This window comes from Pseudomonas sp. S3_B08, from assembly GCF_054667725.1.
The window spans coordinates 3,044,819-3,061,753 of the sequence record NZ_CP162750.1 but is presented as its reverse complement, the minus strand read 5'-3'; the positions used below and the strand labels follow the sequence as shown (position 1 = coordinate 3,061,753).

Genomic DNA, 16,935 nt, shown 5'->3' with positions numbered 1-16,935 from the left:
CCAACCACCCCGTTTTCCCGAGTTAAACCGTGCTTCCGGGATTTACGACTGCTGCGCAGCCGGTCGGGGATAAATCCCCTCACCACAAAGTTCTCATCCCGTCCTGAGTTCGTGGGAATTTCTGCCCTGCGCCCGTGCCCAATCCGCTAGTCTTGCTGAACCCTGGAAGGAGCCGTCCCATGTTTGAATCCGCTGAAATCGGTCACGCCATCGACAAAGACACTTACGAGGCGGCCGTCCCTGCGCTGCGTGAAGCCTTGCTGGAAGCGCAGTTCGAGTTGCAGCAGCAGAAGCGCTTTCCGGTGATCATCCTGATCAACGGCATCGAAGGGGCGGGCAAGGGCGAGACGGTCAAGCTGCTCAATGAATGGATGGATCCGCGCCTGATCGAAGTGCGCACCTTCGACCAGCAAACCGATGAAGAACTGGCGCGGCCACCGGCCTGGCGCTACTGGCGGATGCTGCCGGCCAAGGGGCGGATGGGCGTGTTCTTCGGCAACTGGTACAGCCAGATGCTCCAGGGCCGGGTGCATGGGCTGTTCAAGGATCCGCGTCTGGACCAGGCCATCGCCGGCGCTGAGCGTCTGGAAAAGATGCTCTGCGATGAAGGCGCGTTGATCTTCAAGTTCTGGTTTCACCTGTCCAAGAAGCAGATGAAAGCGCGGCTCAAATCGCTGGCCGACGACCCGTTGCACAGTTGGCGCATCAGTCCGCTGGACTGGCAGCAATCACAGACTTACGACAAATTCGTCAAATATGGCGAGCGGGTGTTGCGCCGCACCAGCCGCGATTACGCGCCGTGGCATGTCATCGAAGGTGCCGATGCCAATTACCGCAGCCTGGCGGTGGGCAAGATTCTCCTCGAAGGCCTGCAAAACGCGCTCAAGCGTGCCGACGTCAATCCTCACGAAGTCAGTGCCGCGCCGCTGGGTACGCCGGTCGATCAGTTGAACCTGCTCGACAGCCTCGACCTGACGCAGCGTCTGGACAAGAAAGACTATGAAGAGCAACTGATCACCGAGCAGGCGCGCCTGTCCGGGCTGATGCGCGACAAACGCATGCGTCGCCATGCGCTGATCGCGGTGTTCGAGGGTAACGACGCGGCGGGCAAGGGCGGGGCGATTCGCCGCGTGGCAGCGGCGCTCGATCCGCGTCAGTACAGCATCGTCCCGATTGCCGCACCGACCGAGGAAGAGCGCGCACAACCGTATCTGTGGCGGTTCTGGCGACACCTCCCGGCGCGGGGCAAATTCACCGTGTTCGACCGCTCCTGGTACGGACGGGTGCTGGTCGAGCGGATCGAGGGCTTCTGCACCCCGGCCGACTGGCTGCGCGCCTACGGCGAAATCAATGACTTCGAAGAGCAACTGGCCGATGCGGGCGTCATCGTGGTCAAGTTCTGGCTGGCGATCGACAAGGACACGCAGATGGAGCGCTTTCAGGAGCGCGAGGAGATTTCCTTCAAGCGTTTCAAGATCACCGAGGACGACTGGCGCAATCGGGAAAAATGGGACGACTATCGCCGGGCGGTCGGCGACATGGTCGATCGCACCAGCACCGAGATCGCGCCATGGACGCTGGTCGAAGCCAACGATAAACGCTGGGCACGGGTGAAAGTGTTGCGCACGATCAACCGCGCGCTGGAAGACGCGTTCGAGAAATCCGACAAGAAGGCCAAGAAGCACAAGGACTGAAGCGATGGCCGCGCATACGCCGGGTGAATGATCCTCGCGGTCGGCAAGAAGGTGGACTTATGCTCAAGTCCACTTTCAACCGACAACAACAATGAGGTATGCCATGCGTGAAGTGGTGATCGTCGACAGCGTGCGGACCGGCCTGGCCAAATCCTTTCGCGGCAAGTTCAACCAGACCCGCCCCGATGACATGGCGGCCCACTGCGTCAATGCGCTGCTGACCCGCAACGATATCGACCCGGCCAGCGTCGAGGACTGCATCGTCGGCGCCGGCTCCAACGAGGGCGCGCAGGGCTACAACATCGGCCGCAACGTCGCGGTACTGTCGCGCCTGGGCACCGGCACTGCCGGCATGACCCTCAACCGTTTCTGCTCGTCGGGTTTGCAGGCGATCGCGATTGCCGCCAACCAGATCGCCTCCGGTTGCAGCGACATCATCGTCGCCGGCGGCGTCGAGTCGATCAGCCTGACCCTGAAGAGCGTCAACACCGATCACCTGATCAATCCGCTGCTTAAGCAACAGACCCCCGGCATCTACTACACCATGGGCCAGACCGCCGAAGTGGTGGCGCGCCGTTACGATGTCAGTCGCGAGGCACAGGATCGCTATGCTCTGCAAAGCCAGATCCGTACCGCTCAGGCCCAGGCTGCCGGTCTGTTCGACGATGAAATTGTGCCGATGGCGGTGAAATATCGGGTCGAGGACAAGAACAGCGGCGAAGTGCAGATTGTCGACGGCGTCGTCGAGCGCGACGACTGCAACCGCCCGGACACCACCTACGAAAGCCTTGCCGGACTGAAACCGGTGTTCGCCGACGACGGTTCGGTGACGGCGGGCAATTCCTCGCAGCTGTCCGACGGTGCCTCGATGACACTGGTGATGAGTCTGGACAAAGCGCTGGAGCTGGGGCTCAAGCCGAAGGCGTTTTTCCGTGGCTTTACCGTCGCCGGTTGCGAGCCGGACGAAATGGGCATCGGCCCGGTGTTCTCGGTGCCGAAACTGCTCAAGGCGAAGGGCTTGCAGGTAGCGGATATCGACCTGTGGGAATTGAACGAGGCGTTTGCTTCGCAGTGCCTGTACAGCCGCGACCGGCTGGAGATCGACAACGACAAATACAACGTCAATGGCGGCTCGATTTCCATCGGCCACCCGTTCGGCATGACCGGCTCGCGCCAGGTAGGGCATCTGATCCGGGAATTGCAGCGGCGCAATCTGCGCTACGGCATCGTCACCATGTGCGTGGGTGGCGGGATGGGGGCGAGTGGGTTGTTTGAGGCGGTGCGCTAAAGGATTGGTTGCCCGTTCAGGCCCCTTCGCGAGCAGGCTCGCTCCCACAGGTGATCGCATTCCCCTGTGGGAGCGAGCCTGCTCGCGAAGGCAGCGCCACGGTTCAGCGGCTGGAATCCCGCCGCTGCATCCGCGCTATATAAGCCTGAATCTCCCGCTCGATCACCTGACCGTCAAACGGCCCCTCAAGGGTATTTTCCCGGGTGCTGAAATACAGCTCGCCATTGACCCGGCACACGCGGTCGCTGCGAAAACGGGTGGCGGGGGCGCTGTCCTCGGCGCGCATGGCGTACATGTCGGTCTCCCTGATCAATGCGTTGAAAAGTCTGCAATCAGCTTATGCCTGAAGCACTTGGCGCGCCTGCCCGGCCGATCAACGGCGGCGCGCCGGTTTACTGCTGCGACCTGCACAGTTTCATTCGCGGCCTGGCGGCAACTGTCCCTGTGTTGCACGGGACAGGGCGCCTAGAATGCAGGCTCTTGTCAGCAGGCTTTTGGGGTTCGCATGCACATTTCATCGGGGCGCTGGGTGTACGGATTGTTCCTGGCGCTGCTGACCGCGTTTCTGTGGGGCATCCTGCCGATCAAGCTCAAACAGGTATTGCAGGTGATGGACCCGGTCACGGTGACCTGGTTTCGTCTGATGGTTTCCGGCGGCTGCCTGTTCATTTATCTGGCTTCGGTCAAGCGCCTGCCAAGTCGCAAGGTGCTCGGGCCGAAGGGCGGCTGGCTGGTGCTGATGGCGGTACTGGGGCTGGTCGGCAATTACGTGCTGTACCTGATGGGCCTCAACCTGCTCAGCCCCGGCACCGCGCAACTGGTGGTGCAAATGGGTCCGATCATGCTGCTGATCGCCAGCCTGTTCGTGTTCAAGGAGCGCTTCAGCATCGGCCAGGGCCTCGGCTTGCTGGTGCTGTTGATCGGCTTTGGCCTGTTCTTCAATCAGCGCCTGGCCGAGCTGCTGACTTCGCTCTCTGATTACACCGCCGGCGTGCTGTTGGTGCTGCTGGCGTCGACGGTCTGGACCTTCTACGCGCTGGGCCAGAAGCAATTGCTGACTGTGTGGAATTCGTTGCAGGTGATGATGGTGATCTACCTGTTCTGCGGGCTCTTGCTGACGCCGTGGGTACATCCACTTGAAGCGCTCAACTTGAGCCCGTTGCAGGGCTGGCTGTTGCTGGCGTGCTGCATGAACACCTTGATCGCCTACGGCGCATTCGCCGAAGCGCTGGCGCACTGGGAAGCCTCGCGGGTCAGTGCGACGCTGGCGATCACGCCGTTGGTGACGTTTGTTGCGGTGGCGATTGCGGCGCGGATCTGGCCGGACTATGTGCATGCCGAGCAGATCAATGCGCTGGGCTATGGCGGGGCGGTGCTGGTGGTGCTGGGTTCGGCGCTGGTGGCGTTGGGGCCATCGTTGATTGCCGGGCTCAGGGCGCGGCGGGCCAGGGTTGTGCCTGGCTGACGATCGGCGGCGCCTGAATTCGCGAGCAGGCTCGCTCCCACTTTGCAATGCAATTTTCCTGTGGGAGCGAGCCTGCTCGCGAAGACGGACTTTCAGGCGCTACATGACTCAGCCCTTGGCGCCAGCCTCGATCATGTTCTCCGGGCGCACCCAGGCATCGAACTCTTCATCAGTGAGATAACCCAGCTGCAACGCAGCCTCACGCAAAGTCAGCCCTTCGCTGTAAGCCTTCTTGGCGATCTCCGCCGACTTGTCATAACCGATGTGCGGGTTCAGCGCAGTCACCAGCATCAGCCCACGTTCCAGATGCCCGGCCATGACCTCCGCATCCGGCTCGAGCCCGGCGATGCAGTGCTGCTGGAAGTTGCTGCAACCGTCGCCGAGCAGACGGATCGATTGCAGCAGATTGTGAATGATCACCGGTTTGAACACGTTCAGCTGCAAGTGCCCCTGACTGGCGGCAAAACCGATCGCCACGTCATTGCCGAGCACCTGGCAGGCGAGCATCGACAGCGCTTCGCACTGGGTCGGGTTGACCTTGCCGGGCATGATCGAACTGCCCGGTTCGTTGGCCGGCAGCTTCACTTCGGCAAAACCTGCGCGAGGACCTGAGCCCAGCAGACGCAGGTCGTTGGCGATCTTCATCAAGGCCACAGCGAGGGTTTTCAGCGCACCTGAAAGCGTTACCAGCGGTTCATGACCGGCCAGCGCGGCGAACTTGTTCGGCGCGGTGACGAACGGCAAGCCGGACAGCGCGGCCAGCTCGGCGGCAATCGCCTCGCCGAAGCCGTGCGGCGAATTCAGCCCGGTGCCGACCGCAGTGCCGCCCTGCGCCAGTTCGCAGACCGCCGGCAGCGCGGCGCGGATGGCGCGCTCGGCATAATCCAGTTGCGCGATGAAGCCGGACAGTTCCTGACCGAAGGTGATCGGCGTCGCGTCCATCATGTGCGTGCGCCCGGTCTTCACCAGTTTCATGTGCCGCGCCGCCAGTTCGGCAAGGCCGCCGGACAGCTCGGCGATCGCCGGCAGCAGTTGTTCCTGCACCGCTTTGGCGGTGGCGATGCTCATGGCGGTGGGGAAGCAGTCGTTGGAACTTTGCGAGCGATTGACGTGATCGTTCGGATGCACCGGCGACTTGCCGCCGCGCGGGTTGCCGGCCAGTTCGTTGGCGCGACCGGCGATCACTTCGTTGACGTTCATGTTGCTCTGAGTGCCGCTGCCGGTCTGCCAGACCACCAGCGGGAACTGCTCGTCATGCTCGCCGGCGAGCACTTCATCGGCGGCCTGTTCGATCAGGCGAGCGATGTCGGCGGGCAGGTCGCCGTTGCGGTCGTTGACCCGTGCGGCGGCTTTCTTGATCAGCGCCAGGGCGTGCAGCACCGGTAGCGGCATGCGTTCCTGACCGATGGCGAAGTTGATCAGCGAGCGTTGCGTCTGAGCACCCCAGTAAGCGTCGTCCGGGACCTCGATCTGGCCCAGGCTGTCGGTTTCGATACGGCTCATCGTGCACACTCCTGTTGGTCTGTTGGCGCAATTTAGGCCGGCATCGGCCTGGGTGGTTCCATCGGCTCGATTGTTGACCGCAAAACCCCGCCAATCAAGCGCGGCAAGGGCCGGGGGTTGAGCCATAGCGATTGTTAGGCGCAGAATGGTCGCCCTTGGGGTTCGACCTCGCTTTGCTTAAAGGAAACTCGATGACTCGTCTTCGCGCCATCTGTACCGCGGTTGCACTGGTTTGCGCCAGCGGCCAGGTGCTTGCCGATACCGCCAGCCACAACGCCAGTGCCGAAGCTTTCCTGACGCTGGCTCACGCTGACAAGCTGGGTACCCCGGTGTACATGCAAGTGCAGCAAATGTTCGCCCAGCGCTTTGAACAGACCAAAGCCCCTGAGTCGAAGAAAGCCGTGCTCGAAACCTACCAGGCCAAGGCCAACGCCGCGCTGGACCAGGCCATCGGCTGGAACAAGCTCAAGCCGGACATGGTCAAGCTCTACACCAGCAACTTCAGCGAATCCGAGCTCAAGGATCTGGTTGCCTTCTACCAGTCGCCACTGGGCAAGAAAGTCCTGGAAAAAATGCCGCAGCTGACCCAGCAGTCGGCGCAGATGACCCAGGGCAAACTGGAAAGCGCGGTGCCAGTGGTCAACAAGCTGCTCGACGACATGACCAAAGAGCTGACCCCGGCCGCGGCGCCAGCCAAGAAGAAGTAAGCGGAGTTCGTGATGACCATGCAACAACGCATCGAATCGACGCTGGCTCTGTTACAGCCTGAGCACCTGCAAGTGCTGGATGAAAGCCACATGCACAGTCGCGGGTCACAGACCCACTACAAGGCGGTGGTGGTCAGCGCGCAGTTCGAAGGCCTGAACCGGGTCAAGCGCCACCAGAAAGTCTACGGCACGCTCGGCGAGCTGATGGGCGAGTTCCATGCGTTGGCGCTGCACACCTACACCCCGCAGGAATGGGCAGAGATCGACGGCGCTCCGGCGTCGCCGACCTGTGCCGGCGGTAGCAAACATTAAGATCAAAAGATCGCAGCCTTCGGCAGCTCCTACAGGGCACAGCCGCAGGCGGTGATGTTTTTTGCTAGAATCCGCAACGCGCCGCTTAGTCGGCGCGTTTTTTATTGAATCCGGTTCACCCTTTGCGAGGGTAGCCACCTGGAGAAATACCCATGACACAACCGATTGTCGTGGCGGCACTGTACAAGTTCGTCACCCTCGAAGATTACGTTGACCTGCGCGAGCCACTGCTGCAAGCGATGGTCGACAACGGCATCAAAGGCACTCTGCTGATCGCCGAAGAAGGCATCAACGGCACGGTTTCCGGCAGCCGCGAAGGCATTGACGGTCTGCTCGCCTGGCTCAAGAACGATCCACGCATGGTCGACATTGACCACAAGGAATCGTACTGCGACGAGCAGCCGTTCTATCGCACCAAGGTCAAGCTGAAGAAAGAGATCGTCACCCTCGGCGTCGAAGGCGTCGACCCTAACAAGAAGGTCGGTACCTACGTCGAGCCGCAAGACTGGAACGCGCTGATCAGCGACCCGGAAGTGCTGCTGATCGACACGCGCAACGATTACGAAGTGTCGATCGGTACCTTCGAAGGCGCCATCGATCCGAAAACCACCAGTTTTCGCGAGTTTCCCGACTACATCAAAGAACACTTCGACCCGGCCGTGCACAAGAAGGTCGCGATGTTCTGCACCGGCGGCATTCGCTGCGAGAAAGCCTCGAGCTACATGCTCGGCGAGGGTTTCGAAGAGGTTTACCACCTCAAGGGCGGCATCCTGAAGTACCTCGAAGAGGTGCCGCAGGAAGAAACCAAATGGCGCGGCGACTGCTTCGTCTTCGACAACCGCGTCACCGTGCGTCACGACCTGACGGAAGGCGACTACGATCAATGTCATGCCTGCCGCACGCCGGTCAGCGTTGAAGATCGCGCCTCCGAGCACTACGTCGCCGGCATCAGTTGCCCGCATTGCTGGGACAAGCTCAGCGAGAAGACCCGGCGCAGCGCCATCGATCGGCAAAAGCAGATCGAACTGGCCAAGGCACGCAATCAGCCGCACCCGATCGGCTACAACTATAAGCAAGCATCTTCCGAGGCTTAATCATGTCTGCGCGCCTGCTCTATGTGATGGATCCGATGTGTTCATGGTGCTGGGGGTTTGCTCCGGTGGCCAAGGCACTGGTCGAGCAGGCGCAGGCAGCCGGAGTCGAGCTGCATCTGGTGGTCGGCGGGTTGCGCACCGGCAGCGGTTCGGCGCTGGAGCCGACCACGCGGCGCTACATCCTTGAGCACTGGCAAGCGGTCACCGAGGCCACCGGCCAGCCGTTCAAGTTCGACGGCGCGTTGCCTGACGGTTTTGTCTACGACACCGAGCCTGCCTGTCGCGCCATTGTCACCGCGCGCAGTCTGGCGCCGGATTGCGCGTGGACATTGGTCGGGCTGATCCAGCAGGCGTTTTACGCCGAGGGTCGCGATGTCACCCAGGCCAGCGTGCTGGTCGAGTTGGCGGAGCAGGCCGGTGTGCCGCGTATCGAATTCGCGGCGTTGTTCGATCATGCCGATCAGCACAAGGCGACCCAAGCCGATTTCACCTGGGTGCAGGACTTGGGCATCGCCGGTTTTCCGACCCTGCTGGCCGAGCGCAACGGGCAACTGGCGCTGCTGACCAACGGTTATCAACCGCTCAGCGAGCTGTCGCCGTTGCTCGGCCGCTGGCTGGAGCGCGCGGCCTGTGTCTGACCGCGCCGATGACACGCCAGCCGTAGAGCGTGTCGACCGGCTGAGCTGGGCTGAAGTCCGGCGTCTGGCACTGCATCACAAGAAATCCCTGTGGATCGCCAACGGCGTGGCCGTGCTGGCGACGCTGTGCAGCGTGCCGATCCCGTTGCTGCTGCCGTTGCTGGTCGACGAAGTGCTGCTCGGCCACGGCGATGCCGCACTGAAAGTCATGAATCATTTTCTGCCAAGCATGTGGCAGCAGGCGGCGGGTTATATCGGCCTGATGTTGGTAGTGACCCTGACCTTGCGTTGCAGCGCCCTGTGTTTTGGCGTGTTGCAGTCGCGGCTGTTTGCGCGCCTGGCCAAGGACATCGTCTACCGCATTCGCGTACGCCTGATCGAGCGGCTCAAGCGCATTTCCCTCGGCGAATACGAAAGCCTCGGCAGCGGCACGGTAACCACGCATTTGGTCACCGATCTGGATACCCTCGACAAATTCGTCGGCGAAACCCTCAGCCGCTTCCTCGTCGCGATGCTGACCCTGGTCGGCACCGCCAGCATTCTGATGTGGATGCACTGGAAGCTGGCGCTGCTGATTCTGCTGTTCAACCCGTTGGTGATCTACGCCACGGTGCAGCTCGGCAAACGCGTCAAACACCTGAAAAAACTCGAGAACGACAGCACCTCGCGCTTCACTCAGGCGCTGAGCGAAACTCTCGATGCGATTCAGGAAGTGCGCGCCGGCAATCGTCAGGGCTATTTCCTCGGACGCCTCGGTGTGCGCGCGCAGGAAGTGCGCAACTACGCAGTCAACTCGCAGTGGAAAACCGACGCCTCGAACCGCGCCAGTGGTTTGCTGTTCCAGTTCGGCATCGACATCTTCCGCGCGGCGGCGATGCTCACCGTGCTGTTTTCCGACCTGTCGATCGGGCAGATGCTCGCGGTGTTCAGCTACTTGTGGTTCATGATCGGCCCGGTTGAACAGCTGCTCAATCTGCAATACGCCTACTACGCAGCGGGCGGTGCGCTGACGCGGATCAATGAATTGCTGGCGCGCGCCGACGAGCCGCAGTATCCCGGCGGCGTCGATCCGTTCAAGGGGCGCGACACCGTCGGCATCGAGGTGCAAGGCCTGAGTTTCGGTTATGGCGACGAGCTGGTGCTGGATCAGATGAACCTGTCGATCCTGCCCGGCGAAAAAGTCGCGATTGTCGGGGCGAGCGGCGGCGGCAAAAGTACCTTGGTGCAGTTGCTGCTGGGTCTGTACACGCCAGCGGCCGGGACCATTCGCTTCGGCGGATCGACCCAACAGGAGATCGGTCTGGAGACGGTGCGCGAGAACGTCGCGGTGGTGCTGCAGCATCCGGCGCTGTTCAACGACAGTGTGCGCGCCAACCTGACCATGGGCCGCATGCGCAGCGACGAAGCCTGCTGGCAGGCGCTGGAAATCGCGCAGATGGCCGCGACCATCCGCGCGCTGCCCGCTGGCCTCGACAGCATCGTTGGTCGCTCCGGCGTGCGTTTGTCCGGCGGTCAGCGCCAGCGTCTGGCGATCGCACGGATGATCCTCGCCGAGCCGAAAGTGGTGATTCTCGACGAAGCCACCTCGGCCCTCGATGCCGCCACCGAGTACAACCTGCACCAGGCGATGTCGAAGTTTCTCCATGGCCGCACCACGCTGATCATTGCCCATCGCCTGTCGGCGGTGAAACAGGCGGACCGCGTGCTGGTGTTCGACGGCGGGCAGATCGCCGAGGACGGCGACCATCGCCAACTGATCGCCGACGGCGGTCTGTACGCCAAGCTCTACGGCAACTTGCAACAGCACTGATCGAAACCCTCGCCGACCTGTCAGAGGTTCTGCGCGCGGTGTAACGCCGCGCCTTGCCTTGAACGAGAACCCCACCTAGTCTCGTCATAGCGAATTCGCCCGGAAGGCGAGCGGGCAGTGCTCATGCAAGGAATCTCATGAAGCAAAAGCAGACTCTGGGAACACCACGGTTGTTGGGTATCGTCTGGCCCTTTATTGCTGTCGTGGTGTTCCAGGCATTACTGGGGGGCGTGAGCCTTTACGTGCTTTCGGCCGTGCGAGGCTACGTAGCTGGCGAAAGCCTGTGGTCCAAGGGCCAGAAAGACGCCATCTATTACCTCAACCTCTACGCCGACAGCCGCGACGAGGCGATCTACCGCAAATACCTGACGGCGATCGCCGTGCCCCAGGGCGGGCACCAATTGCGCCTGGCACTGGATCGTCAGCCGCCTGATCTGCAAGCGGCGCGCGAAGGCATTCTCAAGGGCGGTAATCATCCGGACGATGTCTCCAGCGTCATCTGGCTGTACCTCAATTTTCGCCACTACAGTTATCTGGAAACCGCGATCGATCGCTGGACGATTGGCGATGCCTATCTCGACCGATTGCACGAAGTCGCGCAGGAGATGCACCAGGGCATTGCGCAGAACCAGGCCAGCCCGGGCGATGTGCAGCGCTGGAAGTTACAGATCTTCGCCATCAACGATGCAGTCACCCCAGCGGCCAGGGCCTTCAGCGATGCCTTGGGCGAAGGCTCGCGGGTGATCATGCGCCTGCTGTTGTTCACCAACCTGGCCACCGCGCTGGGTCTGATCGCGCTGGCGCTGTGGCGCACGCACAAACTGCTCAGGCAACGGCATGAATTTGCCCAGGCGCTGCAACTGGAAAAGGATCGCGCGCACATCACCTTGCAATCGATTGGCGATGGCGTGATCACCACCGACGTCAACGGCGCGATCGATTACATGAACCCCGCCGCCGAGGCCATGACGCACTGGAAGGCCGAGCAGGCGGCGGGGCTGCCGTTGTCGGCGCTGTTCAACCTGCTCGACGATAACGCCCAGACCGAAGGGCTGACGTTGATCGAGCACATTCTCAGTGGCCAGCTCAGCGGCGGCAGCGAACATTCCAAGCTGATCCAGCGGCTGGACGGCAGCACCCTGTCGGTGACCCTGGTCGGAGCGCCGATCCGCAATGCCGGCAACGTCAGCGGCACAGTGCTGGTGCTGCACGACATGACTCAGGAGCGGCAATACATCGCCAACCTGTCCTGGCAGGCGACCCACGATGCGCTGACCGGGCTGGCCAACCGCCGCGAATTCGAATATCGCCTCGAACAGGCCTTGCACAACCTGACACGCCAGCCCGGCCGGCATGCACTGATGTTCCTCGATCTGGACCAGTTCAAACTGGTCAACGACACCTGCGGGCACGCGGCGGGCGATGAATTGCTGCGGCACATCTGCACGCTGCTGCAATCAGACCTGCGCGAGGGCGATACCCTGGCGCGACTGGGCGGCGACGAATTCGGGATTTTGCTCGAGAACTGCCCGCCGGACATCGCGGAGAAGATTGCCGAAAGCCTGCGTCAGACCGTGCAGAATCTGCATTTTGTCTGGAAAGGACGGCCGTTCCTGACCACCGTCAGTATTGGCCTGGTGCATGTCGCACAGAATCCGACCACCCTGGAAGCCTCCCTGCGTGCGGCGGACATGGCTTGCTACATGGCCAAGGAAAAGGGCCGCAACCGCGTGCAGGTCTATCATGCGGACGACTCCGAACTGTCCATGCGCTTCGGTGAAATGGCTTGGGTGCAACGGCTGCACATGGCGCTGGAAGAAAACCGCTTTTGCCTTTATGCCCAGCAGATCGCGCCGCTCAAGCCGCAACCCGGCCAGGCCGGACACATCGAAATTCTCCTGCGCCTGCATGATGAATCCGGACGAATGATTTTGCCTGACAGCTTTATTCCGGCGGCGGAGCGTTATGGTTTGATGACCCAGTTAGATCGCTGGGTAGTTCAAAACGTTTTCAAGGTTATTGCCCAGTGTATTGAACAGGAACATGAACTTCCTTTGGCAATGTGTGCGATTAATCTGTCAGGCATTACTATAGGAGATGACGCGTTTTTGCACTTCCTGCGGGAACAGTTTGTTAACTACGCTATACCGCCTGAAATGATTTGTTTTGAAATTACCGAAACCAGTGCAATTGCAAATCTTGGCAGTGCAATTCGTTTTATCAATGAACTCAAAGGCTTAGGTTGTCACTTTTCTCTGGATGACTTTTGTGCCGGAATGTCTTCATTCGCTTACTTGAAACATTTGCCTGTAGACTTCCTGAAGATCGACGGGAGTTTCGTAAAGGATATGCTGGACGACCCGATTAATCGGGCAATGGTCGAAGTGATCAATCACATCGGTCATGTTATGGGTAAGCAGACAATTGCCGAGTTTGTTGAAACTAACCAGATCGAACAGGCGTTGCTTGAAATAGGTGTGGATTACGCTCAGGGGTATGTCATCGAGCGTCCGCAGTTGTTTACCTGTGACAGTTTGCAAAGTCGTCCTGCCAGACCGCAGCCGTTGTTGTTCAAAGCGCCTGGCACGTTCCGTTGAAGTCTCTCGCCGATCCTTGCCATCACAACTCAAAAGGAGCCGAACAGTGATCGACACATTCAACCGAACCGGACCCCTCATGGAAGCTGCAAGTTATCCTGCCTGGGCGCAACAGCTCATCAAGGATTGCAGCGAGAGCAAGCGCCGGGTTGTCGAACATGAACTTTATCAGCGCATGCGCGACAACAGACTCAGCGCGAAAACCATGCGCCAGTACCTCATCGGCGGCTGGCCGGTGGTCGAGCAGTTTGCCTTGTACATGGCGCAGAACCTCACCAAGACCCGCTTTGCCCGCCATCCCGGCGAAGACATGGCGCGGCGCTGGCTGATGCGCAACATCCGCGTCGAACTCAATCACGCCGACTACTGGATGCACTGGAGTCGCGCCCATGGCGTCAGTCTCGAAGATCTCCAGGCCCAGCAAGTGCCGCCGGAGCTGCATGCTCTGAGTCACTGGTGCTGGCACACCAGCTCGGCGGATTCGCTGATCGTGGCGATTGCCGCGACCAATTATGCGATCGAGGGGGCGACCGGGGAGTGGTCAGCGGTGGTCTGCTCGACCGGGGTCTACGCCGCGGCGTTTCCGGAAGAAGATCGCAAGCGCGCGATGAAGTGGTTGAAGATGCATGCCCAGTACGACGATGCCCATCCGTGGGAAGCGCTGGAAATCATCTGCACCCTGGCCGGCATGAACCCGAGCAAGGCTTTGCAGGCGGAATTGCGGCAGGCAATCTGCAAGAGTTATGACTACATGTACCTGTTTCTGGAGCGGTGCATGCAGTTGGAGACTTCGGAGCGCTTGCTGGTCAACCGCGAGCGTCGGACCGTAACCGAAAGCTGATCGAACTGTGGGAGCGAGCCTGCTCGCGAAAGCGGTGGGTCATGCAACGAATCGTTGTCTGACACTCCCTCTTCGCGAGCAGGCTCGCTCCCACAATGATTTTTAGCCGGCCATCGCCAGCCGGTTCCGCCCCTCGCGCTTTGCGACATATAACGCACTGTCGGCCCGGCGCAGCAAGCTGTCTGCCGACTCGCCCGGCAACAACGTCGAGCATCCCAGGCTCACGGTGATCTCGATCAACTGGCCATCGGCAAAATATTCCTCTGACTGCGTCGCCTGGCGCAAACGCTCGCCGACCATCGCCGCCGCTTCGCGACCGGTGTTGGACAGCAGGATCAGAAACTCTTCGCCGCCATAACGGAACACCATGTCGACGTTGCGCAGTTGCGCCTTGATCGACGCGGCAATGGCTCTGAGCACGTCATCACCGGCGCCATGCCCGTGGTCATCATTGACCCGTTTGAAGTGGTCGATATCGAGCATCAGCACCGACAGCGGTTGCGCATGGCGGCGCGACATGTCGATCTCGCGCTGCAAGGTCTGCTCCATGGCTACCCGGTTGCCAGCACCGGTCAACGGGTCGCGCAAGGCGCTCTGGGTCGCGGCGCGATAGAGCAGGGCGTTGCGCATCGGGTACAGCAGGCAGGACAGCAGCGACTCGAGGTCGCCCTGTTCCTTGTCGTTGAAACGCTGATTGCGGCGGAAGACCAGTTCGCCCATGTGCTCGCCTTCGTGGCTCAGGATGTAGCTGACCGAGTGGTGGCCGCGTGTGCCGAACTCCAGGCGCAAGTCACTGGCCTGATGCACATAGCTCAGCGCGTCCAGCGGCACCAGGCGTTGAATTTCGCGAAAGAACAGGCCAAGGATGCGCTGTGGCTCAAGGCTGGTTTGCAGTTGCAGGCTCATTTGCTGACGCAGTTGCGCCAGGCTGGTCGGGCGCTCGATCAGCGCCGGTAGTTGACCGAAGCCCAGGCGCTGCAATTTGGCACTGTCAAAGTCAATTGCATGGGTCTGGGAAGGAGATTTCATATGGCGTGAGCCCCTAAGCAGTAAGTCTGTCTTACAGGCTGGGTGAGAGCGGCTATGGGCTGCGCGTCGTACTGATCCATCAGTCCCGTAGGACATTTGGCGTAAGTTTAGTCTGCCGCAAGACGATCAGTCAGCTATCGAAATCGGCGTTTGCCCCATGGCCATCACACGGCATGTTTTGAGGGAATTTAGAGCGAAAGGCGTGCCATTCGGTTCGATTTTATTTAAAGCTTTTCGAATCAATGACTTGCTGGCGAATGCCAAGCGGCCGCGCTGGGTTATTGGCGGCTTTGTGACGGTTATCAGCGGCAATGGCTTGCCGCGACAGCATTCTGCCGCGGCAACAAATGCGACGTATGGCGTTATTGGGCGTTGAACGCCTGGCCATTAACGCCTGCGCTGTCGGGGCCCATCAGGTACAGATAGACCGGCATGATCTCTTCCGGTGTCGGGTTGTTCAGCGGATTTTCCCCCGGATACGCCTGCGCGCGCATGCTGGTGCGCGTGCCGCCCGGGTTGATGCTGTTGGAGCGTACCGGCGCAACGCCTTCCACTTCATCGGCCAGGGTTTGCATCAGGCCCTCGGTGGCAAATTTCGACACACCGTAGGCGCCCCAGTATGCGCGACCCTTGCGCCCGACGCTGCTGGAGGTGAACACCACCGAAGCATCCTGGGACAGCTTGAGCAACGGCAGCAGGGTGCTGGTCAACATGAACATCGCGTTGACGTTGACCTGCATGACACGCATGAAGTTTTCGCCGGACAGTTGCTCGATCGGCGTGCGCGGGCCGATGATCGAAGCGTTGTGCAGCAGGCCGTCGAGATGGCCGAACTCGGTTTCGATCATCGCCGCCAGCTCATCGTACTGATGGGGCAGGGCGGTCTCGAGGTTGAACGGGATCACCGCTGGTTGCGGATGACCGGCAGCCTCGATTTCGTCGTAGACCTCGGTCAGATTGGCTTCGGTCTTGCCCAGCAGCAGCACAGTGGCGCCGTGTGCGGCATAGGTCTTCGCCGCAGCCGCGCCGATGCCACGCCCGGCACCGGTGACCAGAATGACCCGATCCTTGAGCAATTCAGGGCGAGCGGTGTAATCAAACATAAAAACCTCATAGTCCATTTCATGAAGACCTGCTTCACCCAGTGGCGAGGGGATTTATCCCCGTTCGGCGGCGAAGCCGTCGCAAAACCTGTGTGTCACATCGTCTGGATAAAAGCGGGGGCCGCTTCGCAGCCCGGCGGGGATAAATCCCCTCGCCACACAGGGAATTTGCAACAGTCAGGTCAGCAGCTGCACAGCGCGCTGTCGAGCACCTTGCGCAACTCCAGCGGGTGATCTACCACAACGTCCGCGCCCCAGTGCCGTGGGTTGTCGTCCGGGTGGATATAGCCGTAAGTCACCGCAGCGGTCTTGGTCCCGGCATCGCGACCCGATTCGATATCGCGCAGATCATCGCCGATAAACAGCACGGTCGACGGATCCAGATCAAGCATCTTGCAGGCGAGGATCAGCGGCTCCGGATCCGGCTTGCTGTTCTTCACATGATCCGGGCAGATCAGCAGCGCCGAACGCTCGGCCAGCCCCAGACGCTGCATGATCGGCTCGGCGAAACGCAACGGTTTGTTGGTGACCACGCCCCAGATCAGGTTGGCCTTTTCGATGTCAGCGAGCAGTTCGCCCATGCCGTCGAACAGCTTGCTGTGCACTGCGCAGCCGACCAGATAGCGCTCGAGAAACTCCAGACGCAGCTCCTCAAAGCCCGGCGATTCCGGATCCATCGAGAACGTCACCGCGACCATGGCCTTGGCGCCGCCGGAAATCTCGTCGCGGATATGCTTGTCGTTGATCGGCGGCAGACCGCGATCGGCGCGCATCGCCTGGCAGATGGCGATGAAGTCCGGCGCGGTGTCGAGCAGGGTGCCGTCCATGTCGAAAAGTACCGCTCTGATGGCCAT

At 60.9% G+C, this 16,935-nt stretch carries 16 protein-coding genes; 11 read left to right on the top strand and 5 right to left on the bottom strand.

Going from position 1 to position 16,935, the window contains the following annotated elements; translation table 11 throughout:
• Positions 1-179: 179 nt before the first annotated feature.
• Both pap and AB4N73_RS13820 read left to right on the top strand, forming a co-directional pair.
• Positions 180-1,694, top strand: coding sequence for a polyphosphate:AMP phosphotransferase (pap, locus tag AB4N73_RS13825; protein ID WP_252868071.1), 1,515 nt, complete (start codon positions 180-182; stop codon positions 1,692-1,694).
• Positions 1,695-1,797: 103 nt separating this feature from the next.
• A complete protein-coding gene (locus tag AB4N73_RS13820) occupies positions 1,798-2,982 on the top strand; it encodes a thiolase family protein (protein ID WP_310217616.1) in 1,185 nt (394 codons plus the stop codon).
• 103 nt (positions 2,983-3,085) lie between these two features.
• Here the strand turns inward: AB4N73_RS13820 and AB4N73_RS13815 are convergent, their stop codons facing one another.
• Positions 3,086-3,277 (bottom strand): DUF6316 family protein, encoded by a 192-nt coding sequence (locus AB4N73_RS13815; RefSeq protein ID WP_130902159.1) that lies wholly within the window; start codon positions 3,275-3,277, stop codon positions 3,086-3,088.
• 210 nt (positions 3,278-3,487) lie between these two features.
• On the opposite strand from AB4N73_RS13815, the gene AB4N73_RS13810 reads away from it, so the two are divergent.
• Positions 3,488-4,447 (top strand): DMT family transporter, encoded by a 960-nt coding sequence (locus AB4N73_RS13810; protein ID WP_460058744.1) that lies wholly within the window; start codon positions 3,488-3,490, stop codon positions 4,445-4,447.
• Positions 4,448-4,555: 108 nt separating this feature from the next.
• Here AB4N73_RS13810 and AB4N73_RS13805 read toward each other — a convergent pair whose 3' ends face one another.
• Positions 4,556-5,950 carry a class II fumarate hydratase gene (locus AB4N73_RS13805; RefSeq protein ID WP_460142198.1) on the bottom strand — a complete coding sequence of 465 codons (1,395 nt, stop codon included), beginning with the start codon at positions 5,948-5,950 and terminating at the stop codon, positions 4,556-4,558.
• A 191-nt stretch (positions 5,951-6,141) separates the two neighbouring features.
• Between AB4N73_RS13805 and AB4N73_RS13800 the strand changes: the two genes are divergently transcribed.
• From AB4N73_RS13800 to AB4N73_RS13770, 7 genes are all read left to right on the top strand, one after another.
• The gene (locus AB4N73_RS13800) at positions 6,142-6,657 is read left to right on the top strand and encodes a DUF2059 domain-containing protein (RefSeq protein ID WP_016770936.1); all 516 of its coding nucleotides are present in this window, start codon (positions 6,142-6,144) and stop codon (positions 6,655-6,657) included.
• Positions 6,658-6,669: 12 nt separating this feature from the next.
• Positions 6,670-6,969: a BolA family protein gene (locus AB4N73_RS13795; RefSeq protein ID WP_016770935.1), complete on the top strand. Its 300-nt coding sequence runs from the start codon at positions 6,670-6,672 to the stop codon at positions 6,967-6,969.
• A 152-nt stretch (positions 6,970-7,121) separates the two neighbouring features.
• Positions 7,122-8,063, top strand: coding sequence for an oxygen-dependent tRNA uridine(34) hydroxylase TrhO (gene trhO / locus AB4N73_RS13790; protein WP_041478261.1), 942 nt, complete (start codon positions 7,122-7,124; stop codon positions 8,061-8,063).
• A 35-nt stretch (positions 8,064-8,098) separates the two neighbouring features.
• Positions 8,099-8,701: a DsbA family protein gene (locus AB4N73_RS13785; RefSeq protein WP_177180902.1), complete on the top strand. Its 603-nt coding sequence runs from the start codon at positions 8,099-8,101 to the stop codon at positions 8,699-8,701.
• On the top strand, positions 8,694-10,511 hold the full coding sequence (locus AB4N73_RS13780; RefSeq protein ID WP_252886623.1) for an ABC transporter ATP-binding protein: 1,818 nt from the start codon (positions 8,694-8,696) through the stop codon (positions 10,509-10,511). Before AB4N73_RS13785 ends, AB4N73_RS13780 begins: the two co-directional genes overlap by 8 nt.
• A 137-nt stretch (positions 10,512-10,648) precedes the next feature.
• The gene (locus tag AB4N73_RS13775) at positions 10,649-13,108 is read left to right on the top strand and encodes an EAL domain-containing protein (RefSeq protein ID WP_041478266.1); all 2,460 of its coding nucleotides are present in this window, start codon (positions 10,649-10,651) and stop codon (positions 13,106-13,108) included.
• 79 nt (positions 13,109-13,187) lie between these two features.
• Complete coding sequence (locus AB4N73_RS13770) at positions 13,188-13,949, top strand: TenA family transcriptional regulator (protein ID WP_166554491.1); 762 nt, start codon at positions 13,188-13,190, stop codon at positions 13,947-13,949.
• A 102-nt stretch (positions 13,950-14,051) separates the two neighbouring features.
• Here the strand turns inward: AB4N73_RS13770 and AB4N73_RS13765 are convergent, their stop codons facing one another.
• Positions 14,052-14,978, bottom strand: coding sequence for a GGDEF domain-containing protein (locus AB4N73_RS13765; RefSeq protein WP_151552915.1), 927 nt, complete (start codon positions 14,976-14,978; stop codon positions 14,052-14,054).
• Between the two features lie 157 nt (positions 14,979-15,135).
• On the opposite strand from AB4N73_RS13765, the gene AB4N73_RS13760 reads away from it, so the two are divergent.
• Positions 15,136-15,354 (top strand): hypothetical protein, encoded by a 219-nt coding sequence (locus tag AB4N73_RS13760; protein ID WP_460142197.1) that lies wholly within the window; start codon positions 15,136-15,138, stop codon positions 15,352-15,354.
• Here the strand turns inward: AB4N73_RS13760 and AB4N73_RS13755 are convergent.
• On the bottom strand, positions 15,341-16,081 hold the full coding sequence (locus AB4N73_RS13755; protein ID WP_024013876.1) for a YciK family oxidoreductase: 741 nt from the start codon (positions 16,079-16,081) through the stop codon (positions 15,341-15,343). The genes AB4N73_RS13760 and AB4N73_RS13755 overlap by 14 nt on opposite strands.
• Before the next feature lie 182 nt (positions 16,082-16,263).
• Complete coding sequence (gene mupP / locus AB4N73_RS13750) at positions 16,264-16,935, bottom strand: N-acetylmuramic acid 6-phosphate phosphatase MupP (RefSeq protein ID WP_041478269.1); 672 nt, start codon at positions 16,933-16,935, stop codon at positions 16,264-16,266.